Below are 21,212 nucleotides of genomic sequence, written 5' to 3' on the forward strand. Positions count from 1 at the left end.
CGCCCCGCTGCCGTGGGGGGCCGCACGATGAACCTGTCCGGCCCCTTCATCCGCCGCCCGATCGGCACCGCGCTGCTGGCCATCGGCCTGTTCATGGTCGGCCTGATCTGCTACCTGCGGCTGGGCGTGTCGGCGCTGCCGAACATCGAGATCCCGGTGATCTTCGTGCACGCCAGCCAGTCCGGTGCCGATGCGGCAACCATGGCCTCCACGGTCACCGCGCCGCTGGAACGTCATCTCGGCCAGCTGCCGGGCATCGACCGCATGCGCTCGTCGAGCTCGGAAGGCAGCTCGCTGGTGTTCATGATCTTCCAGAGCGGCCACAACATCGATTCGGCGGCACTGGACGTACAGACCGCGATCAACTCGGCACAGGCCGACCTGCCTTCGGGCATGGGCTCGCCGATGTACCAGAAGGCGAACCCGAACGACGACCCGGTGATCGCCATCGCGCTCACCTCGCAGACGCAGTCGGCCGACGAGCTGTACAACGTCGCCGATTCGCTGCTGGCGCAGCGCATCCGCCAGATCAGCGGTGTTGCTTCGGTCGACATCGCCGGTGCCTCGACGCCGGCGGTACGCGTGGACGTCAACCTGCGCCTGATGAACGCACTCGGCCTGACCGCCGACGACCTGCGCAACGCCGTGCGCGCGGCCAACGTGACCTCGCCCACCGGCTTCCTCAGCGATGGCAACACCACCACCGCGATCATCGCCAACGATTCGGTGGCACGCGCCGCCGACTTCGCCGACCTGGTGGTCAAGACGCAGGGCGATGGCCGGGTGATCCGGCTGAAGGACATCGCCAACGTCTACGACGGCCAGCAGGATGCCTACCAGGCCGCGTGGTTCGACCACAAGCCGGCGGTGGTGATGTACGTGTTCACCCGCGCCGGCGCCAACATCGTGGAGACCGTGGACCGGGTCAAGGCACAGATTCCCGCGCTGCGCGACTACCTGCAGCCGGGCACCACGATGACGCCGTACTTCGACCGTACGCCGACCATCCGCTCGTCGCTGCATGAAGTGCAGATCACTCTGCTGATCAGCCTGGCGATGGTGGTGCTGACCATGGAGCTGTTCCTGCGCCGGCTGGCACCCACGTTGATCGCCGCAGTGACCGTGCCGCTGTCGCTGGCCGGTGCCGCGCTGGTGATGTACGTGATGGGTTTCACCCTGAACAACCTGAGCCTGCTGGCGCTGGTGATCGCGATCGGCTTCGTGGTCGACGATGCGATCGTGGTGATCGAGAACATCATGCGCCACCTCGACGAAGGCATGCCGCGGATGCAGGCAGCGCTGACCGGCGCGCGCGAGATCGGCTTCACCATCGTCTCGATCACCGCCTCGCTGGTGGCGGTGTTCATCCCGCTGCTGTTCGCCAGCGGCATGATGGGCGCGTTCTTCCGCGAGTTCACCGTCACCCTGGTGGCGGCCATCGTGGTCTCGATGATCGTCTCGCTGACGCTGACCCCGGCGCTGTGCAGCCGCTTCCTCAGCGCCCACGACCACACGGCGCCGCCGTCGCGCTTCGGCCGTTGGCTGGATGCCGGCCACGAGCGCATGCTGCGCATCTACACCGTGTTCCTGGATTTCTCGCTGCGCCATGCGCTGCTGCTGTCGCTGACGCCGCTGCTGCTGATCGGTGCCACCGTCTTCCTGTTCGGCGCGGTGAAGAAGGGCGCGTTCCCGCCGCAGGACACCGGCCTGATCTGGGGCCGCGCCAACTCCAGCGCCACCGTATCCTTCGAGGACATGGTCGCCCGCCAGCGCCGCATCACCGACATGCTGATGGCCGACCCGGCGGTGAAGACCGTGGGTGTGCGCCTGGGCAGCGGTCGCCAGGGCTCCAGCGCACAGTTCAACGTCGAGCTGAAATCACGCAAGGAAGGCCGCCGCGAAACCACCGCACATGCCCTGGCGCGACTGAGCGCCAAGGCCGACCGCTACCCCGACCTGCAGCTGCGCCTGCGCGCGATCCAGGACCTGCCCAGCAACGATGGCGGTGGCTCCAGCCAGGGCGCGCAGTACCGCATCTCGCTGCAGGGCAATGACCTGGCGTCACTGCAGGAATGGCTGCCCAAGCTGCAGGCGGAGCTGAAGAAGAACCCGAAGCTGCGCGACGTCGGCACCGATGTGGACAATGCCGGGCTGCGCCAGAACATCGAGATCGACCGTGCCAAGGCCGCCCGCCTGGGTGTTTCGGTCGGCGCCATCGACGGCGCCCTGTACGGTGCGTTCGGCCAGCGCCAGATCTCGACCATCTATTCGGACATCAACCAGTACAGCGTGGTGGTCAACGCCCTGCCCTCGCAGACCGCTACGCCGGCGGCGCTGGACGAGGTGCATGTGCGTGCGCGCAACGGCGACATGGTGCCGCTCACGGCGGTGGCCAAGCAGGTGCCGGGGCTGGCGCCTTCACAGATCACCCATGAGAACCAGTACACGACGATGGACCTCAGCTACAACCTGGCGCCGAACGTGAGCATGGGCGAGGCCAAGGCGATCATCGACGCGACCGTGGCCGGCATGCGCATGCCCGGCGACATCCGCCTGGCTGATGACGCCGGCTTCGGCTTCAACTCCGACCCCAGCGACATGCTGATCCTGGTGTTTGCCGCGATCCTGACCGTGTACCTGGTGCTGGGCATGCTGTACGAGAGCCTGATCCACCCGGTCACCATCCTGTCCACGCTGCCGGCGGCGGGCGTGGGTGCGCTGCTGGCGTTGTTCGGCACCAATACCGAACTGTCGGTGATCTCGATGATCGCGCTGGTGCTGCTGATCGGCATCGTCAAGAAGAACGCGATCATGATGATCGACTTCGCGCTGGTGGCGCAGCGCGAACATGGGCTGGCACCGCGCGAAGCGGCACGCGAGGCCAGCATCGTGCGCTTCCGCCCGATCATGATGACCACGATGGTGGCGATCCTGGCTGCTGTGCCGCTGGCGATCGGCCTGGGCGAAGGGTCCGAGCTGCGGCGTCCGCTGGGTATCGCGATGATCGGCGGCCTGCTGTTCTCGCAGAGCCTGACCCTGCTCAGCACGCCGGCGCTGTACGTGATCTTCTCCTGCCTGGCCGAGCGCTGGCGCGCACGTCGCGCACGCAGGCGCGAAGCGAAGCTGCTCAAGCGCGCGCAACGGGCGTAGAAGGGCCCATCCACGCAGGGCGTGGATCTACTGGTAGCGCCGGCCGCTGGCCGGCGTTCTCCGTACAGCCAATCTGCCGGCCAGCGGCCGGCACTACCGTGGGAGCGGATGGTGGGTACGAACCGTGGGCGCGGATGGTGGGTGCGGACCGTTGGTCCGCATACCTCCGGGTTTGACGCACGGTAACGAAAAGAGAACAATTCTCATCCAGCCATGGTCCTGCGCCCCTTCGCGGCGCCCCGCTGCCATCTCCGGCCAGCCTGCGTGATCCCAGCCACTGCCCCTTCCCCCACCCGTGGGCGGATGGCCTGTGGCCGTCCGTCGAGGACCACCATCGATGCTGCCTTCCCGTTCTCCCCGCCTGGCCCTGCTGGCCATCGCCCTGTCAGCCGCCTGCGCTGCCCATGCCGAAGCGCCGGCCGTCAGCCGTAACGCCACCGATCTGGATGCGGTGAAGGTCACCGCCGAACGCACCCATACCGACGCTGGCGCACTGGGCGACCGCGCCCTGCGCGACACTCCGTTCGCGATCACCGCTGTTGGCCGCGAGCAGATCGAGCAGCGTCAGGTGGTCTCGCTGGGCGAAGCCTTCCTGCTCGACCCTTCGGTCAGCACCCAGGTCAGCGCCTATGCCAGTGGCTGGAGCTCGCCCATCCGCAACCGCGGTCTGGAGCTGAACTACGACAGCTACCGGGTCAATGGCCTGCAGGTCTCTTCCTGGGGCACCGAATGGCCGCTGGAAGTGATGGAACAGGTCGATCTGCTGAAAGGCCCGGGCGGATTCCTGTATGGCTTCGGCACCCCCGGCGGCATCGTCAACTACATCACCAAGAAGCCGACGGACACGCCCACCTTCTCCGCCCAGCTGGGCTGGCGCGAACAAGGCATCGTCAGCGGCGGCATCGACGTTGGCGGCCGCTTCGGCAACGAGCAGATGTTCGGCTACCGCTTCAACGCCTTCCAGGAAAAAGGCGAGACCTTCAATGGCGGACACGTCGATCGCAAGGTGGGCGCACTGTCGCTGGACGCGCGCCTGAGCGATGCGCTCACCTGGACCTTCGACGGTGTGTTCCAGTCGCGCGACCTGCGCGAGGAATCGCCGCAGTACTACTTCCGTGGCCTGACCTCGTTGCCGCGGCCGATCGCCGGAGATACCGACAACAGCGTGCCCGGCACCTACTACGACACACGCTCCAGCCTGCTGTCGACCGGCTTGAACTGGCAGATCAACAGCGACTGGAAAGCCAGCCTGAGTTACGGCGTCACCACCTCGTGGAATGACGTCAACAAGATCTTCGCCTACATCGACGATCTCAACGGCGACTACGACGTCAACGTCTACGAACTGGGTGGCAAGAGCGAGTGGAAGCTGGCCCAGGCGATGCTGCAGGGCAGCTTCCGCACCGGCCCCCTTCAGCATCAGGTGGTGGCGGGCATCAGCCACCAGACCGGACTGGGGTGGGACCGCCCCTACGAGTGGAACCTGATTGGCCGCGCCAACCTGTACCAGCGCCATGCCATCCGCCACGACGCCGTTGGTTCGCGGGTGATGACCCGCGGCGACGAGACGGTGCAGCAGGCGGTGTTCGCAAGCGATACGGTGAACCTCGGCAGCGGCTGGTCGGTGCTGGCGGGCTGGCGCTACAACGACTTCGAAACCAAGGGGCGGTACCACACCTACCCGGTCACCCCGACCTACGCCGTGATGTTCAAGCCCAGCGAGGCGGTCACCCTCTACGCCAGCTACATCGAGTCGCTCGAAGCGGGCAGCCGCGTAGGCAACAGCTACATCAACGCCGGTGACGTGCTCGATCCCACCATCAGCAAGCAGTACGAGATCGGAGCCAAGGTCGAAGCGGCGCGTTGGAATGCGAACGTGGCCGCGTTCCGGCTGGAACGTGGTGCCAACATCGATGAGCTCACGCCGGCCGGCAAGCGCCTGGTGCAGGACGGCATCACGCTGTACGAAGGCATTGAAGCCAGTGCCGACCTGCACCTCAACGATGCACTGACCGTCGGCGGCGGCGTGACCTGGCTGGATCCGACCTACGACAAGCTGTCCCCGGGCAGTGCCGCACAGGAAGGCAACCGCACCGCCGGTGCTGCGCGCTGGAGCGGCGTACTGCACGCCACCTACCAGCTGCCGTGGGTAGACGGCTTGGAAACCTATGCCGCCGTGCGCTATTACGGCGATGTCTGGTACGACGCCGACAACACCCTGAAGCTGCCTGACTACACGCTGGTGAATGCAGGCATCGGCTATCGCCTGCTGGCGTCCGGCCATCCGGTGACTCTGCGTGCCAGCGTCGAGAACCTGGCCAACCGCAGGTACTGGTCCAACGCCGGCGCCGGCCTGCCGCGCACGTTCGCGGTGAGCGTGCGCTGGGAGATGTAAGGTGCCGGTCCCCGCCGTCCATGCGGACGACGGGCCCGCACATGGACGGTGGGTGCGGACCGTTGGTCCGCACTCCATATTTCACCCCGTACCCGCAATAATGGTGGGAGACCCTTCCACCGAGCCTGCATGCCCGCCCGCGAATCCCGCCTCAGCCGCCTGTGGGCCCACGAAAAGGCCAGTTATGGCCTTCGGGTGTTCATCGCCCTGACCGCAGCGCTTGCCGTGTGCTGGCAGCTGGACGCGCTCACTGCCCTGCCCGGCGTGTTCCTCGGCATCATCGCCAGCGCCATCGCCGAGACCGATGACAACTGGTGGGGCCGTACCAAGGCGGTACTGCTGTCGCTGCTGTGCTTCTGCCTCGCCGCCGCTTCGGTGATCTGGCTGTTCCCCTGGCCATGGATCTTCATCGGCGCGCTGGCGCTGTCCACCTTCGGGTTGACCCTGCTGGGTGCGCTCGGCGAGCGCTATGCGTCCATCGCCCAGGCCACGGTAACGCTGGCGATCTACACCATGATCGGGCTGGAGCAGCATGGCGCCAGCGACCTGCACAGCGCGCTGGACGCGGTCAGCCACCTGCTGGCCGGTGCGGTCTGGTACGGCCTGCTGTCGATCCTGTGGACCGCACTGTTCGCCAACCGTCCGGTACGCGAACGCGTGGCGCGACTGTACGTTGAACTGGGCCGCTACCTGCAGTTGAAGGCAACACTGTTCGAGCCGGTGCGCGAGGCCGACCTGCAGCGTCGCCAGCTCGACCTGGCCGAACAGAACCGGCGCGTGGTAGGTGCATTGAATGAAGCCAAGACCGCGATCCTGGCCCGCTTCGGCCGTTCCGGGCGGCCCGGCGTGAACTCCGGCCTGTACCTGCGCCTCTATTACATGGCACAGGATTTCCACGAGCGCGCCAGCTCCTCGCACTACCCCTACGGTGCGCTGGTCGATGCCTTCTTCCACAGCGATGTGCTGTACCGCTGCCAGCGCCTGCTCGACCTGCAGGGGCAGGCCTGCGCACGGCTGGGCGAGGCGATCCGCCTGCGCCGTCCGTTCGTGTATGGCGAAAGCAACCAGCAGGCCGGGCGCGACCTGGCCGATGCGCTGGCCTATCTGCGCGACCAGCAGCGGCCGCAGTGGCAGCGACTGCTTGGCTCGCTGGATCTACTCGTGCACAACCTGCGCAGCATCGAGCGCCGCCTGCTGGATGCGGAGCGCTCCGAGGCCAGCCTGGACAACGTCGATACCCGCCTGCGCGACAGCAACCCGCACACCCTGCGCGAGATGGGCGTGCGCGTGCGCCAGCAGCTCACGCCCGGCTCGGTCCTGTTCCGCCACGGCCTGCGCATGGCATTGGCCCTGATCGCCGGCTTCGCGGCAATCCGCTTGTTCAATGCACAGAACGGCTCGTGGGTGCTGCTGACCATCGTGTTCGTGTGCCGCCCCAACTTCGGCGCGACCCGCCAGCGCCTTGCACAACGCATCGTCGGCACCGTGGCCGGCCTGGTGCTCACGTGGGCACTGCTGCAGCTGTTCCCGCAACTGCACGTGCAGCTGCTGATCGCGCTGCTGTCGGCGCTGCTGTTCTTCTTCACCCGCACCGACCGCTACCTGGTGGCGTCGGCGGCGATCACGGTGATGGCCCTGACCTGCTTCAACCTGATCGGCGACGGCTTCGTGCTGATCGTGCCGCGCATGGTCGATACGCTGCTGGGTTGTGCGATCGCCGCCGCGGCCGCCTTCCTGATCCTGCCCGACTGGCAGGGCCGGCAGCTGCATCTTGTGCTGGCGCGGGTGCTGGACACCGCCGCGCGCTATCTGGATTCGGTGCTGGGCCAGTACCGCAGCGGCATGCGTGACGATCTGGCCTACCGCATCGCCCGCCGCGATATGCACAACGCCGACGCCGCGCTGTCCACCGCGTTGTCGAACATGCTGCGTGAGCCCGGCCATGTGCGCCGCAATCTGGATGCCGGCTTCCACTTCCTGGCGCTGTCCAACACACTGCTCGGGCACCTGTCGGCCCTGGGTGCGCACCGCGACCAGGTGGACAGCTACGCCGGCGATCCGCTGGCGCTGGCTGCCGGTGAGCGCGTGCGCAAGGCGCTGCAGCAGCTGGCGACGGCCCTGAGCGCTCGGCAACCGGTCGCGGAAGAGGACAATGATGCCGACCGCGCGGTGGCCGCCGAACTGGAACAGATCGACGAGGCGATGCCGCCGAAGCTGCAGCTGATCCGCACGCAGATGGCGCTGGTGCTGCGGATGCTGCCGAAGGTGCGGGCGGCGGCGAATGAGGCGGTGACCAGCCTGACCTGATCCCTCATCGCTGGTCGGACATTCCATCCACGCATGGCGTGGATCTACTGCACCGCGTGCAACCGTGTGTTGCGTATGGCGATGCGCCCCGATCACGTTCCCGCGCGGATACTGGGCGATCCCTGCTCCCCCGGATTCCCCATGAAGATTGAACTCTCCGGCCGTACCGCGCTGGTCACCGCCTCCACCGCCGGCATCGGCCTGGCGATTGCCCAGGGCCTGGCCAACGCGGGCGCGCGGATCATTCTCAACGGCCGCAGCACCGACAGCGTCGAACGCGCCCGCCAGCGCCTGCTCGCCGCCGTTCCGGGTGCCGACGTGCTCGGCGTGGCCGCCGACCTCTCCGATGCGGCCGGCGTCGACACGCTGCTGACAGGCCTGCCCAAGGTCGACATCCTGGTCAACAACGCCGGCATTTTCGGCCCCGAGGACTTCTTCGAGACCGAAGACGCGACCTGGGAACGTTACTGGCAGATCAACGTGATGTCCGGCGTGCGCCTGTCGCGGGCACTGTTGCCGGCCATGGTCGATGCCGGCTGGGGTCGCGTCCTGTTCATCTCGTCCGAATCGGCACGCAACATTCCGGCCGACATGATCCACTACGGCGTCAGCAAGACCGCGCAGCTGTCGCTGTCGCGCGGCCTGGCCAAGCGCGTGGCCGGCAGCGGCGTCACCGTCAACGCGGTGCTGCCCGGCCCGACCCTGTCTGACGGTTTCGCGGCGATGTTCGAAGATGAACGCCAGCGCAGCGGCAAGCCACTGGAGCAGATCGGCCGCGAGTTCGTGATGACACACCGGCCGTCTTCGGTGATCCAGCGCACCGCCACGGTCGAGGAAGTGGCCAACATGGTGGTGTACCTGGCCTCGCCGCAGGCCTCGGCGACCTCGGGTGCGGCGCTGCGCGTGGATGGCGGCGTGGTCGACGATATCGTCTGAGACCTATCAAGGTGTGCGGACCAACGGTCCGCACCCACAGTTGTGGGGCTTCAGTAGATCCACGCCATGCGTGGATGCATCCCGCCATGGTCCCGGCGGATAGGCAGGAATGCTAGGCTGCGCCGGTCAAGGAGGCTCCATGTCCGGTCACAACCAGTTCGCCCTGCTGCGCCAGCGCCGTTTCCTGCCGTTCTTCGTCGTCCAGGCGCTCGGAGCGTTCAACGACAACGTGTACCGGCAGGCGATCATCGGCCTGTTGTTCTATCTGGGCGTTTCGGAGGAGCAGCGTTCGCTCTACACCACGCTGGCGCCAGCCATCTTCATCCTGCCGTACTTCCTGTTCTCGGCGCTGGCCGGGCAGATCGCCGACAAACTGGAAAAATCGCGGCTGATCGTGATCACCACCACCATGGAGATCGTGATCATGTCGATGGCGGCTGTCGGTTTCATCACCGAGAACCTGCCGTTCCTGCTGGTCGCTCTGTTCTGTACCGGCATGCAGTCGACCCTGTTCGGCCCGGTAAAGTACTCGGTACTGCCCTCGGTGCTAAAACCCGAGGAACTGACCGGCGGCAACGGCCTGGTCGAGATGGGTACTTCGATCTCGATCCTGTCCGGCATGATCATCGGCGGCTCTGTATTCCTGCTTGCGGGCAGCTACGGTCCGATCGTGGCAGCCACAGCGGTGATCGCTCTGGCCATCTGCGGCAACATCGCGGCGCGCCTGATTCCCAAGGTCGACGCCGGCGATCCGAACCTGAAGATCAACTGGAACCCCTTGCCGGAGTCGCGGGTCGTGCTGCGCATGGCACGGCAGCAGAAGGCGGTGCGCAACGCCATCCTCGGGGTATCCTGGTTCTGGTTCGTCGGTACCGTGCTGACCTCGCAGCTGCCCAATTACGCGTTGGCCAACCTCGGCGGCGAACCCAAGCTGTATCTGTTCGCCCTCGCCCTGTTCTCGGTCGGCACCGGCGTTGGCTCGTTGCTGTGCGAGAAGCTGTCGGCACGCACGGTGGAAATCGGCCTGGTGCCGCTGGGTGCGTTCGGCATGACCGCGTTCCTGCTCGACCTGTATTTCGCCCGCAGCGGCGAAGCGACCGTGCACGGACTGACCATCGGGACGTTCCTGCAGCAGCCGGGCAGCATCCGCATCGTCATCGACCTGATCGGCATCGGCCTGTTCACCGGCATCTTCGTGGTGCCGCTGTTCGCGCTGATCCAGAGCCGCACGCCGAAGGCGCAGATGTCGCGCGTGTTTGCGGCGCTGAACATCCAGAACTCCGGCTTCATCGTCGGCGCAGCCCTGCTGTCGCTGGCCGCGCACAAGCTGCTGCACTGGACCATCCCGCAGCAGTTCCTGGCGCTGGCCATCGCCAACGCACTGGTGGCGATCTACATCTTCACCATCGTCCCCGAATTCCTGATGCGCTTCCTCAGCTGGCTGATGGTGCGCACCCTGTACCGCCTGCGCCCGCACGGCATCGAGGCCAACGTGCCCGACGAGGGTGCCGCGCTGCTGGTCTGCAACCATGTCAGCTACATGGACGCACTGATCCTGTCGGCGACGATCCCGCGCCCGGTGCGCTTCGTCATGTACTACAAGATCTTCAACATTCCGGTGATGCGCTGGATCTTCCGGACCGCCAAGGCGATCCCGATCGCCGGTGCGCGCGAAGACCCGGCGCTGATGCAGCGCGCGTTCGATGACATCGATGCAGCGCTGGCCGAAGGCGAGCTGGTCTGCATCTTCCCGGAAGGCGCGCTGACCAAGGATGGTGCGATGGCACCGTTCAAGTCCGGCGTCGAGAAGATCCTCGAACGGCGGCCGGTGCCGGTGGTGCCGATGGCGCTGCGCGGCATGTGGTCGAGCATGTGGAGCCGGCGCGACAGCCGCCTGGGCCGCATGCGCGTGCCGCGCCGTTTCCGCGCCACCGTCGAGGTGGTGGCGGCAGCGGCCGTGGATGGCCACAGCACCAGCGCACCGGTGCTGGAGGCCCAGGTGCGGGCCCTGCGCGGCGATCACGCCTGACGAGATGGGCCCGCCGAGCGGGCCCAGCGGACTCCCCCACATACGTCACCGTCCAGTGGTGTACGCGACATGCCGTGACTGTAAACGCATACATGCAACGCAGGTTGCGGTAGATTACGCACCCACAGGGGGGAGGTCCGGCCGATTCATCATGGCCGGCCACCAAGGAATGGAGTCTCGCTTTGAATCAACCACCACCGCTCAGCCGTCCGGTCTACATCCCCAACCATCTGGTCTGGGCGATCCTGACGACGCTGTTCTGCTGCCTGCCGTTGGGCGTGGTGTCGATCGTGTACGCCTCCCAGGTCGATGGCCGCCGCGCGGCCGGCGACCTGCCGGGGGCCTACAGTGCGTCGCGCAAGGCGGGCTGGTGGGCGGTGGCTTCGGCCGTGGCCCTGCCGGTCCTGTTGCTGTTGTGGTTCGGGCTGTTCGGCGGCTTGGCCGTACTGGGCGCTCTTTCCGACCAATGATTCACCACCACCACCCATCAAGGAGCTTGAACCCATGAATACTGCTACTCCGCAGGTCCCGAACAACCTGGTCTGGGCGATCCTGACCACCCTGTTCTGCTGCCTGCCGGCCGGCATCGTGTCGATCGTCTACGCCGCCCAGGTCAACGGCAAGCTGGCGGCCGGCGACATCGCCGGCGCCCAGGACTCCGCCGCCAAGGCCAAGAAGTGGGCCATGTGGTCGGCCATCGCCTGGGTCGTGCTGGTCGTGCTTTACGTGCTGTTCTTCGTTGTGCTCGGCGGCATGGGCGCGATGAGCAACGGCAACTACTGATACGTCTGGACGGATCCGGCGCCTGCGCCGGATCCGTTGTTGCATGTCCGCGCTTCCCGCTCGTTCCCGACTCGCCCGCTGGGCACCGCTGCTGGTTTCCGCCGGCCTGGCCGTGGGTGCCACGGTGGTGCTGCGCAACGTCAATCCGTATGTCGCCGGCAATCCCCTGCCGAGCTGCCCGCTGTACGCGCTGACCGGCCTGTACTGCCCGGGCTGTGGCAGCACGCGCTGCCTGTATTCCCTGGTCCACTTCGACCTGCCCGGCGCGATGGCGATGAACCCGCTGCTGGTCATCAGCCTGCCGTTCCTGTTGTTGATGCTGCTGAACATCGCCGGCATCCGCCCGCGTGTGCTCGACCCGCTGATGCGGGTGCTGGCCAATCCCGTGTTCTGGCTCTGGGTGCTGCCCGGGTATGCGCTGCTGCGCAACCTGCCGTGGGCACCGTTCACTGCACTGGCACCGATCTAGGTTTCCAGCCAACGGCGCAGCCCCTCGTGGTGGGCGGCGTTTGTCGATCATGGGGTTGGCCGGGCGGGATGGGTTTGCGGGGGACGCCGTGAATCCGTCCGTGGAGGCTTGGCCGCGGCATCCATGCCGCGGACACCCCCGCAAACCCATCCCGCCCGGCCACGGACAGTTTCCGTGTGCGTCCACCACGGAAAAGAAAGAGAAGATCAAAAGCGAAAGCGGAAGCGGATCGCTTCGCTCTGCATCCACGCATGGCGTGGATCTACCGTGTCGACCAAGGTCGACACCTACCAACAGCCGCGGGAATCTGTCGGGGGTGGGGCGGTGTGGGGCTGCAGGACCGTTGGCGCCATGGATGGCGCCATCGAGCCCCCAAGGACGGGTTTACGGCGTGTCCTGCAGCCCCACACCGCCCCGCCCAACCATCACCAATCCAGAGCTGCTGTTGCTGTTGCTGTTGCCTCTGCAGGTGCAGGGCTGCAAGCCCTGCAAAGCAACTACGTCACCCAGCCTGCAATCACCAGCAGGGCGAGGATCGCCAGCCACAGCAGCAGCATCCGCCACACCAGGCTCATCGCATCCCGCAGGTCCGGCAACCGCTGCCACACCGGCAACAGCCCCGCCTCGGTGTAATCGTGCGCATCCTCGCGCAGCTCGGCATTGACGCTGGCCCGCGCCACCGCGCCCAGGAAGCCGATGTTGCCGGCCAGGCGCTCGCCGTGGGCCTGGCGCCAGGCCTTCCACGCCGTATCGAAGTTGCCCACCAGCGCCATCGAAAATGCCATCAGCTGCGCCACCGGCCACTCGATCCAGCCCAGCAGGCGCTGCGCCAGCGCCAGCGGCTCCACCGGCACGCGGGCACGCATCGGGCTTTCCGCCATCAGCGCCAGCAGCCGGTAACCGAGAGCACCGGCCGGGCCCAGCAGCAGGAACCAGAACAGCACCGCGAACCAGCGCCGCAAGGCGTTGAGCACGGTTGCCTCGACCAGTGACGGAATGTCCTCGCGCAGGCTGCCACCGGCCGCCTGCAGGTTACGTACCGCGGCCTGGCGCGTCGCCGCGTCATCGGCATCGATGATCGCTTCGATATCGCGGTCCAGATCGCGCGGGCCCCAGCACCACGCCAGCACCGCCACGCCCAGCAGCAGCGACGGCAGGCCGAACAGCACCCCGCGCAGCAGCCACGCCAGCAGCGCCATCAGCAACAGCGGCGGCAGCAGTGCCAGGGCAACGCCGGCCGGTCCCTGCCAGGCCTTGCCACCCCGCGCGTCCAGCCAGCCCAGCCAACGCCGGAAGCCGTCGAAACGGCGCAGCGAGGCGGCAGCGGCCGGGGCAACATGGCCCAGGGCCAGTGCCACCAGCACGGCGGCCAGAGTGGTGAACATGGCAGGTCTCCCTACGAAACAGAACGCTCGGCGTCGCTACCTTACCTGTCGCAGCGGCGCCCTCAGCGGTGAACCGGACTGTAACCCGGGCCGTGTTCAGGTGGCGGCAATACAGGCGCCACCGTCAGCCCCGCTCAGCCCTTCTGCTGCCGGTACCAGTGTTCGATCAGGCCGCGCGAAATCGAGATCGGCGGCGACAGGCGGATGCCCTGGCCATCGTCCTCCACATCGCGTGCCAGTGCCGCGCCGACCTCGTCGGCACTGAACCAGCGCGCATCTTCCAGCTCGCCATCCACGGTCGGCAGGTCATCCTGCGCCTGTGCACGGAAACCGATCATCAGCGCGCCCGGGAACGGCCACGGCTGCGAACCGAGGTACTGGCAGGCGGTCACCCGTACCTTGCTCTCCTCGTGCACTTCACGCACCACGGTCTGCTCGAAGGTCTCGCCGGGTTCGACGAAGCCGGCCAGCACCGAGTAACGCCGCGGTGCCCAGTTCGACTGCCGGCCCAGCAGCAGCCGGCCCTGGTTTTCCACGGCGACGATCACGGCGGGATCGACACGCGGGTAGTGCTCGGTGGCGCACTGCCCGCAGCGGCCGACGAAGCCACCACGGGCAAACGCCACGGCGCCGCCGCACACGCCGCAGAAGCGGGTGCGCGAGTGCCAGTAGGACATGCCGCGGGCATAACTGAAGGCGGTCGCATCGGCCATCGGCCACAGCAGTGCGGCCTGGCGCAGGTCGAGGCGGCGCGGGGCCGTGACGGTAACGTTGGCGGCTTCGACCGAGAACCAGGCCTGCTCGCCACGCAGGCCAAGGAAGATCGCGGCACCGGGGCCGCCGCCGATGTCGGCGCCGGTCAGCGCCAGCGGCTGGTCGTCATCGCCGGTGAAGACGCTGCCGTCCTGATCGAGCACGAGAATGCGCGCGCCCGGCCACAGGCGCGCCAGTGCATCGGCATCGTCGCGCAGGGCATCGGCGCGCTCCAGCGGTTCGCCAACGAAGGCGAAACCGGAAAGCGGCGAAGGAGTATTGGGCATCCGGCAAGCGTGCCGCCAATCGATGCAGGTGGCAAGTTCGGCGCTGTGCGCAATCTGCCGGTGTGGGCGTGCAGGCACAGCATCCACGCATGGCGTGGATCTACTGAGGTGCCAACCTTGGTTGGCACATTCCGGCCACAGGCCTCTTACATGCTGAAGCTGCTGCCGCAGCCGCAGGTGGTCTTGGCGTTCGGGTTGCGGATCACGAACTGGGCACCGGTCAGGCTCTCGGTGTAGTCCACCTCGGCGCCCATCAGGTACTGCAGGCTCAGCGGGTCGACCAGCAGGGTCACCCCGCTGGTCTGTACCGCCAGGTCATCCTCGGCACGGTTCTCGTCGAACTCGAATCCGTACTGGAAGCCCGAACAGCCACCGCCTTCGATGTACACGCGCAGGGCCAGGTCGGGGTTGCCCTCTTCCTGGATCAGGGATTTGACCTTGGCGGCCGCCGACTCGGTGAAGTTCAGCGGGCGCTCCAGCGACTGGTAATCGGGCGCGGCAACCGGGGTGGCGCCGGGCAGGGAGACTAGCGTGCTCATGGTGTCAGCATGGGGGTGCCGACGATGGCTTTCAAGCCATCGCCTCGGCCAGCTTGCGGCGTGCGGCGGTGTCACCCTTGCCGCCATTGGCCTCATCACCTTCCGGGGCCGGCAGGGCCGCCATCGGGGCGCTGGCATGGATCAGGCGGCCGTTCAGCTGGGCACCCGCATTCATCTCCACCACCTGGTAATGGACGTTGCCATTGACCCGCGCGCTCGGGGTCAGTTCGACCTTCTCGGTGGCATGCACGTCGCCGTCCAGGCGTCCACTGATGACCACCACCTGGGCACGGATCTCACCTTCGATCACGCCATGCTCGGCGACCGTCAGGGTCGCGCCACTGGCGCCTTCGGCGGCGATCACCTTGCCATGGATGCGGCCTTCCACATACAGGCCACCACTGAATTCCACATCACCGCGGATCACCACCTGGTTGCCGATCAGGGCATCCACCACCAGCTGGCCTTCACGGTTGGATTTGCTGCTTCCGAACATCTGCCTACTCCCCTTTGGCGGCCGGCGCACCGGCCTGTTTCCAGTCGAATACCTGGGTGGTACCCCCCGTACCACTCCCCAATGTCACCCGCACGCGTTGCGGGGTGAAGTCAGCCGGCAGCATCACGCTGCCGGTGAGCTGCTGGAAGTACCGGAACGAGTAATCCTGTCCCGGTACCTTGCTGCGCTGGTGCAGATCATCCCAGCTGATCGTGGCCAGCTTGCCGTTCTTGACGCCTTCCACGGTGAAACGCATCTGCCCCTGGCTGATGGCGCCGCGGTTGAGGTTCTGTGTCAGCACGGCGGTGTACTGCCAGGTGCCGGCCGCTTCCGGGCTGAACTCGATCGAATGGGTGTTCAGGCCCTTGCGCTGGCTGGTCGAACCCACCAGGCGCTCATAGAAGGCAACGTCGGCGCGCAGGCCGGCGATTTCCTCATCGCGTTCGGCCAGCGAGGACTGCACCTCGGTGTTGGCGGCGCGGCTGATGCGGTCGGAGGCTTCCAGCGTGGCCTGCTTCTGGCGCAGTTCGGTCAGCTGCGCCTGCAACGTCTCGGCGCGCTTCTCGGCGGCCTGCAGGCGCTGGCCCTGTGCATCGCGCGGCGTGGCCATCCAGCAGCCACCCAGCACGGCCAGCACCAGGCTGAGCAGCCAGATGCCGCCGATCACCAGCAGGCGGCGACGGTCGGCCGGCGGTTGCGGCGCGCCGGGCAGGCGAACCTGCACGCGCATGGGAGGACGGTTGGTCATGGGTGGATTCCGGGGCATCGCGAGGGCGACACCGGTACGGCCCCTGTGGCAAACGACGGGCTAGTGTATGACAGGACGGGTGGGTTTCCTGCGCAGTGGCGAGCCACCGTCTGTGGCGTTCAGGCATGCCATCGTCGATAGTGTGGTCCCCTGCACAGTTCCGTCGCCGGAGCATCGCCATGACCGAAGCCCACCTGTTCGTGATCGGCATCCTGCTGGCCTGGCTGGCCGGCATCCGCGTCTACCTCACCGTGTTCGGTGTCGGCCTGGCCGGCCTGCTCGGCTGGGTCGACCTGCCGCCGGCCCTGCAGGCCACCGAATCGTGGTGGGTGCTGGGCACCTCGGCAGCGCTGGCGGTGACCGAATTCTTCGCCGACAAGATTCCCGGCGTCGACTCGGCGTGGGATCTGGTGCAGACCCTGGCACGCGTACCCGCAGGTGCCTTCCTTGCCGCAGCCACGCTGTCGCCGGATGGGCAGCTGGGCACCGGCGCACTTGCTGCCGGTGCCGGTGTCGCGCTGGCCAGCCATGGTCTGAAGGCCGGCACCCGCGCCCTGCTCAATACATCGCCCGAGCCTGCCAGCAACTGGGTGGCCTCCGCCGCCGAGGACACCGTGGTGGTCGGTGGCCTGGCCCTGGCCCTGGCACACCCGTGGATCGCGCTGATCGTGGTGCTGGCCTGCAGCCTGGCCGGCGCGCTGCTGGTGTGGCTGGTCTGGCGCACCTTGTGGAAGGGCGTGCGCTGGCTGGCACGCAGTGCGTCGCCCGACAGTCCACGCCAGCCCGGTACCGGTTGATCGCCGGGCTTGTCGCATAATGGACGCGAACACCAGGAGCACCGATGGCCGCAAACGAATCCCCCGCGGGCGCCCGCCCGGGACGCGCTGAAACCCCTCCGGCCGATCATTGGCAACGCTGGACCGCTGAACCGGCGAGCGCGGTCGCCGCAGCGCCGGCCGCGGTTCCGCCGCTGGCCGCCTCCGACGCACCCGCATCGATCGGCAGCGCACCGCCGCCGTTGCCGGCCCCGGCCGTGCTGGCCGAGGCTGGCAACAACGACCAGGCGCCGCCGCCCTCCGATTCGCCCTACCGCGTGCTGATCGTCGAGGACGACCGCGCGCAGGCCCTGTTCGCACAGAGCGTGCTGCATGGCGCCGGCATGCAGGCGATCGTGCACAGCGATGCCGACGGCGCGCTGCAGGCGATCAAGGAGCATCGGCCCGACCTGATCCTGATGGACCTGCACCTGCCCGGCCTGGACGGCATGCGCCTGACCGCGCTGATCCGCCAGCAGCCTGGCCTGCAGTTGCTGCCGATCGTGTTCCTGAGCGGCGATCCGGACCCGGAACGCCAGTTCGAGGTGCTCGACAGCGGCGCCGACGATTACCTGAGCAAGCCGATCCGCCCCCGCCACCTGATCGCCGCCGTGGCCAACCGCATCCGCCGCGCACGTGCGCAGGCAGCGACCCTGCCTGGTGCTACCGGCGCACCGGCCACCAGCAATCCGGAAACCGGCCTGCCGACACGTCACCACGTGCTGCAGCAACTCAACGCCACCCTCACCCATCGCGACCGGGGCGGCGTGTTCTTCATTGAAGTGGCCAGCGCGCTGGGCCTGCGCGAACGCTATGGCTACGCCGCCTTCGAGCGCCTGATGGTGCAGGCCGGGCAGCGCCTGGCCGAGGCCGGCCATCCGCACCTGCTGGCACGCCTGAACGACAACAGCTTCCTGCTGCTGGCCCGCAATACCGATGAAGACAGCCTGGAAAGCATCGCCGCGACCCTGCGTGAGCAGCTCTCGGCGCGCGCCTTCGTGATCCGCGATGATGAATCGGTGCATCTGCGCGGCGTGGTGGGTTACGCGCCGCTGTCGCCGGGCTTCGACGATGCCAACGCCGCACTGGAAGCGGTCGAGCGCACCACCCTGCAGGCACGCCTGCTCAGCGCCGGCGTGGCAGGCCACGTGCATCGCCAGGCCGTCACCGAACAGGAACACCTGGCACTGCTGGAAGGCCAGCTGGAGCTGGCCTATCAGCCGATCGTCGCTGTCGCCGGTGGCAACACCGCGCAGTACCAGCTGCTGCTGCGCCTGCGCCAGGCCGACGGCACGGTGCTGGCGGCCGGCCAGGTGATTCCCGCCGCCGAAGCGGCAGGCCGCATCGCCGACCTCGACCAGCAGGTGATGGACCATGCGCTGGGCCTGCTGGACCTGTACCGGCACGCAACGCAACCGCTGAACCTGTTCGTTTCGCAGTCGCTGCGCACCCTGCAGCGCGATGCCTTTGGCGACTGGCTGCTGGAATCGCTGCAGCAGCGTGACCTGCCCGGCAGTGCGCTGGTGATCGACGTGCGCCTGCCCGACGCGCTGATCCACACCGTGCCGCTGCAGCAGTTCTGCCAGCGCATGGCCGGCGCCGGCGTGCGCTTCTGCCTGAGCCAGTTCGAACCCAGTGGCGAAGCCGATGCACTGCTGACCCAGCTGCCGCTGTCGTTCGTGCGCATGGCCGCGCGTTTCTCCAGCAGCCATTCCAACCCGGCCACGCGCGAGGAACTGCGCAAGGCGATCGAACAGGCGCATGCCGCCGGGCTGCAGATCATCGGCCAGCAGATCGAGGACCCGCAGGCCGCGGCAGCGATGTGGGTCGGCGGCGTCGATTACATCCAGGGCAACATGGTGCAGTCGGCCGGCAGTGACCTGAACTTCGACTTCCACAACGCGGTGCTCTGAGGTGCCGCTGTGGGGCGTGCTGCTGGTTGCCCTTGCTGCGGCCGTCGCACTGCTGCTGTTGGGCATGCGCCTGCGCGCGCGCAGCCGGGCACTGGCCCAGCTGCAGCGCGAGCACAGCGCGCTGGCCGCCGAGCGCGACCAGCTGCGCCATACCACCGAACGCCAGGGCCAGCTGGAACAGCAGCTGCTGCAGGCCAAGCAGGCCGCCGAAGCGGCCGTGCTGGCCAAGGGCGAGTTCCTGGCCACGATGAGCCACGAGATCCGCACGCCGCTCAACGGCATCCTGCCGATGCTGGAGCTGATCGCGCGCGGGCCGCTGGGTGAAGACCAGCGGCAGATGCTGGCCACCGCTTCGGCCAGTTCACAGCAGCTGCTACGCATCGTCGACGACATCCTCGACTATTCCCGGCTGGAAGCGCAGGCGCTGGAACTGGAGATCACCAGCTTCAACCTGCGCGAACTGCTCGATGGCGTGGTGCAGCTGATGCAGCGCGCCGCCGATGCCAAGGGCCTGTCCCTGGCCCTGCAGCTTGACCCATCGGTGCGCCTGCCGGTGCGCGGCGACCCGGTACGCCTGCGCCAGGTGCTGAGCAACCTGCTGGCCAACGCCATCAAGTTCACCGCCCGCGGCCAGGTGCAGCTGCGCGTGCAGCGCCTGGGCGAAGGTGCCGCGCAGCACCAGCTGCGCTTCGAGATCATCGACACCGGCATCGGCATCGACGACGCGCTGCAGGCACGCCTGTTCCAGTCCTTCAGCCAGGCCGACGCGTCCACCACCCGCCTCTATGGCGGCACCGGCCTGGGCCTGGCCATCTGCAAGCGCATCATCGACCTGATGCACGGGCACATCGGCGTGCAGTCCACGCCGGGCCAGGGCGCGACCTTCTGGTTCGAGATCCCGCTGCTGAAAGTACCCGGCGACCTGCCTGCGATGGCGCGCGCCCCCGCAGCGCTACTGTTGTTCAGCGCCGATGCAACGCTGCAGGCACGCATCGAGCGCATCGCCGCCCACCATGGGCTGCAGGTGCAGGTGCTGGCACAGCTGGATGCCGTGGTCGAGCGCCTGCGCGCTCCCGCGCGGCCCGGACAACCAGCACCGGCATGGCTGATTGTCGATTCCCGCACCCGCCGCAACGGCGAGGTCACGCTGCAGCAGGCGCTGGCCGACCGCGGCGACGATGATGCACTGCAGGTACTGTGGCTGCAGGAAGACACGCCTGCACAACGCCCGCGCCAACGCCAGCTGCTCCCGCATTTCGATGATGCAGCCCTGCATGCACTGCTGGCGGCGCCTGCCACGCCTGCCCGCCCTGCCGCCCTGCTGGCCAATGCCGAAGACGGCTTGCCCGCACCGACGCTGCCGCCACTGCACCTGCGCGTGCTGCTGGTGGAAGACAACACGGTCAACCGGATGGTGGCCGAGCATCTGCTGCGCGTGTTCCAGTGCGAGGTGCGCAACGCCGCCGACGGCGAGCAGGCACTGGCCGCCCTTCGCGAAGGCGGCGTGGACGTGGTGCTGATGGATTGCCAGATGCCGGTGCTGGACGGCTACGCCGCCACGCGCCGCTGGCGTGCGGAAGAAACGGAAACCGGGTGCTCGCGGTTGCCGATCATCGCGATGACGGCCAACGCCATGGCCGGTGACCGCGAACGCTGCCTGCAGGCCGGCATGGACGACTACCTGTCCAAGCCGATCGCACGCGCCACCTTGCATGCGCTGTTGAGGCGCTGGGGGCAGCGATCACGCGATGTCGTAGCGTCGAGCTTGCTCGACGGTGATGCATCCGGGGCCAGTGGGATCCCGCCAGCCGAGCATGGCCCGGCTCTACAAGAGACGAAAAGCCAAGCGGTGACGCAACCGGTGCTGGACCGTGATGTGCTGGACGAACTGCACGCGATGATCGGCGATACCGCCCTCCAGATCGTCTCGGTGTTCCTGGAGGATGCGCCGGCGATGGTGCAGCAGCTGCAGCAGGCCGCGCAGAGCAGCGACGAGCCGCGACTGCAGGCAATCGCCCACAGCCTCAAATCATCGAGTGCGAACGTTGGGGCGTTGTCGCTGTCGGCGGTCGCGCAGCGGATCGAACATGAGGCCCGTAGTGGCAGCCTGCAGCGCCCCGCAGTGGCGGTGGCGCTGCTGGTTGCCGAATTCGCCCGGGCGCGCGTGGCGCTGACGGGCTACCTGGCACAGCATCGGTAGCGTCGAG

At 67.5% G+C, this 21,212-nt stretch carries 16 protein-coding genes; 11 read left to right on the top strand and 5 right to left on the bottom strand.

Annotated features, from left to right (window positions below; translation table 11 throughout):
* The first annotated feature begins 27 nt into the window (after positions 1–27).
* The 8 genes from ACZK2R_RS21440 to ACZK2R_RS21475 all read left to right on the top strand — a co-directional run bounded on the left by ACZK2R_RS21440 (position 28) and on the right by ACZK2R_RS21475 (position 12,069).
* The gene (locus ACZK2R_RS21440) at positions 28–3,150 is read left to right on the top strand and encodes an efflux RND transporter permease subunit (protein ID WP_180838248.1); all 3,123 of its coding nucleotides are present in this window, start codon (positions 28–30) and stop codon (positions 3,148–3,150) included.
* Between the two features lie 337 nt (positions 3,151–3,487).
* Positions 3,488–5,545: a TonB-dependent siderophore receptor gene (locus ACZK2R_RS21445; RefSeq protein ID WP_125895793.1), complete on the top strand. Its 2,058-nt coding sequence runs from the start codon at positions 3,488–3,490 to the stop codon at positions 5,543–5,545.
* A 129-nt stretch (positions 5,546–5,674) separates the two neighbouring features.
* Positions 5,675–7,852 carry a YccS family putative transporter gene (yccS, locus tag ACZK2R_RS21450; protein ID WP_125895794.1) on the top strand — a complete coding sequence of 726 codons (2,178 nt, stop codon included), beginning with the start codon at positions 5,675–5,677 and terminating at the stop codon, positions 7,850–7,852.
* A gap of 141 nt (positions 7,853–7,993) precedes the next feature.
* On the top strand, positions 7,994–8,788 hold the full coding sequence (locus ACZK2R_RS21455; protein WP_180838247.1) for an SDR family NAD(P)-dependent oxidoreductase: 795 nt from the start codon (positions 7,994–7,996) through the stop codon (positions 8,786–8,788).
* 139 nt (positions 8,789–8,927) lie between these two features.
* Positions 8,928–10,817, top strand: a complete 1,890-nt coding sequence (locus ACZK2R_RS21460) for an MFS transporter (protein ID WP_121504237.1) — start codon at positions 8,928–8,930, stop codon at positions 10,815–10,817.
* A 182-nt stretch (positions 10,818–10,999) separates the two neighbouring features.
* On the top strand, positions 11,000–11,287 hold the full coding sequence (locus ACZK2R_RS21465) for a CD225/dispanin family protein (protein WP_005419784.1): 288 nt from the start codon (positions 11,000–11,002) through the stop codon (positions 11,285–11,287).
* 34 nt (positions 11,288–11,321) lie between these two features.
* The gene (locus ACZK2R_RS21470) at positions 11,322–11,600 is read left to right on the top strand and encodes a CD225/dispanin family protein (RefSeq protein WP_032127177.1); all 279 of its coding nucleotides are present in this window, start codon (positions 11,322–11,324) and stop codon (positions 11,598–11,600) included.
* 43 nt (positions 11,601–11,643) lie between these two features.
* Entirely contained in the window at positions 11,644–12,069 is a 426-nt protein-coding gene (locus ACZK2R_RS21475) for a DUF2752 domain-containing protein (RefSeq protein ID WP_006473646.1), read from the top strand.
* 497 nt (positions 12,070–12,566) lie between these two features.
* Here the strand turns inward: ACZK2R_RS21475 and ampE are convergent, their stop codons facing one another.
* The 5 genes from ampE to ACZK2R_RS21500 form a co-directional block, all read right to left on the bottom strand.
* On the bottom strand, positions 12,567–13,454 hold the full coding sequence (gene ampE / locus ACZK2R_RS21480) for a regulatory signaling modulator protein AmpE (RefSeq protein ID WP_032127176.1): 888 nt from the start codon (positions 13,452–13,454) through the stop codon (positions 12,567–12,569).
* A 134-nt stretch (positions 13,455–13,588) separates the two neighbouring features.
* The gene (gene nudC / locus ACZK2R_RS21485) at positions 13,589–14,494 is read right to left on the bottom strand and encodes an NAD(+) diphosphatase (RefSeq protein WP_180838246.1); all 906 of its coding nucleotides are present in this window, start codon (positions 14,492–14,494) and stop codon (positions 13,589–13,591) included.
* Between the two features lie 146 nt (positions 14,495–14,640).
* The gene (gene erpA, locus ACZK2R_RS21490) at positions 14,641–15,033 is read right to left on the bottom strand and encodes an iron-sulfur cluster insertion protein ErpA (RefSeq protein ID WP_005419789.1); all 393 of its coding nucleotides are present in this window, start codon (positions 15,031–15,033) and stop codon (positions 14,641–14,643) included.
* Positions 15,034–15,064: 31 nt separating this feature from the next.
* On the bottom strand, positions 15,065–15,529 hold the full coding sequence (locus tag ACZK2R_RS21495) for a bactofilin family protein (RefSeq protein ID WP_006398829.1): 465 nt from the start codon (positions 15,527–15,529) through the stop codon (positions 15,065–15,067).
* 4 nt (positions 15,530–15,533) lie between these two features.
* Entirely contained in the window at positions 15,534–16,277 is a 744-nt protein-coding gene (locus ACZK2R_RS21500) for a DUF6776 family protein (RefSeq protein WP_019336613.1), read from the bottom strand.
* Positions 16,278–16,456: 179 nt separating this feature from the next.
* Here ACZK2R_RS21500 and ACZK2R_RS21505 point away from each other — a divergent pair, with 179 nt between their 5' ends.
* Genes ACZK2R_RS21505 through ACZK2R_RS21515 form a run of 3 tightly spaced genes read left to right on the top strand, consistent with a single transcriptional unit; the run spans position 16,457 to position 21,205 of the window.
* Positions 16,457–17,074 carry a DUF4126 domain-containing protein gene (locus ACZK2R_RS21505; protein ID WP_005411305.1) on the top strand — a complete coding sequence of 206 codons (618 nt, stop codon included), beginning with the start codon at positions 16,457–16,459 and terminating at the stop codon, positions 17,072–17,074.
* A 44-nt stretch (positions 17,075–17,118) separates the two neighbouring features.
* On the top strand, positions 17,119–19,005 hold the full coding sequence (locus ACZK2R_RS21510; RefSeq protein WP_049424052.1) for an EAL domain-containing protein: 1,887 nt from the start codon (positions 17,119–17,121) through the stop codon (positions 19,003–19,005).
* Position 19,006: 1 nt separating this feature from the next.
* The gene (locus ACZK2R_RS21515) at positions 19,007–21,205 is read left to right on the top strand and encodes an ATP-binding protein (protein ID WP_180838245.1); all 2,199 of its coding nucleotides are present in this window, start codon (positions 19,007–19,009) and stop codon (positions 21,203–21,205) included.
* Positions 21,206–21,212 lie beyond the last annotated feature (7 nt).

It is taken from the genome of Stenotrophomonas sp. 96582_Sma (genome assembly GCF_056480905.1).

Excerpts from the sequence above, each read along its gene's own strand:
- ACZK2R_RS21440 (WP_180838248.1), top strand. The coding sequence starts at position 28 with ATGAACCTGTCCGGCCCCTTCATCCGCCGCCCGATCGGCACCGCGCTG.
- ACZK2R_RS21445 (WP_125895793.1), top strand. The coding sequence starts at position 3,488 with ATGCTGCCTTCCCGTTCTCCCCGCCTGGCCCTGCTGGCCATCGCCCTG.
- yccS (WP_125895794.1), top strand. The coding sequence starts at position 5,675 with ATGCCCGCCCGCGAATCCCGCCTCAGCCGCCTGTGGGCCCACGAAAAG.
- ACZK2R_RS21455 (WP_180838247.1), top strand. The coding sequence starts at position 7,994 with ATGAAGATTGAACTCTCCGGCCGTACCGCGCTGGTCACCGCCTCCACC.
- ACZK2R_RS21460 (WP_121504237.1), top strand. The coding sequence starts at position 8,928 with ATGTCCGGTCACAACCAGTTCGCCCTGCTGCGCCAGCGCCGTTTCCTG.
- ACZK2R_RS21470 (WP_032127177.1), top strand. The coding sequence starts at position 11,322 with ATGAATACTGCTACTCCGCAGGTCCCGAACAACCTGGTCTGGGCGATC.
- ACZK2R_RS21475 (WP_006473646.1), top strand. The coding sequence starts at position 11,644 with ATGTCCGCGCTTCCCGCTCGTTCCCGACTCGCCCGCTGGGCACCGCTG.
- ampE (WP_032127176.1), bottom strand. The coding sequence starts at position 13,454 with ATGTTCACCACTCTGGCCGCCGTGCTGGTGGCACTGGCCCTGGGCCAT.
- nudC (WP_180838246.1), bottom strand. The coding sequence starts at position 14,494 with ATGCCCAATACTCCTTCGCCGCTTTCCGGTTTCGCCTTCGTTGGCGAA.
- erpA (WP_005419789.1), bottom strand. The coding sequence starts at position 15,033 with ATGAGCACGCTAGTCTCCCTGCCCGGCGCCACCCCGGTTGCCGCGCCC.
- ACZK2R_RS21495 (WP_006398829.1), bottom strand. The coding sequence starts at position 15,529 with ATGTTCGGAAGCAGCAAATCCAACCGTGAAGGCCAGCTGGTGGTGGAT.
- ACZK2R_RS21500 (WP_019336613.1), bottom strand. The coding sequence starts at position 16,277 with ATGACCAACCGTCCTCCCATGCGCGTGCAGGTTCGCCTGCCCGGCGCG.
- ACZK2R_RS21505 (WP_005411305.1), top strand. The coding sequence starts at position 16,457 with ATGACCGAAGCCCACCTGTTCGTGATCGGCATCCTGCTGGCCTGGCTG.
- ACZK2R_RS21510 (WP_049424052.1), top strand. The coding sequence starts at position 17,119 with ATGGCCGCAAACGAATCCCCCGCGGGCGCCCGCCCGGGACGCGCTGAA.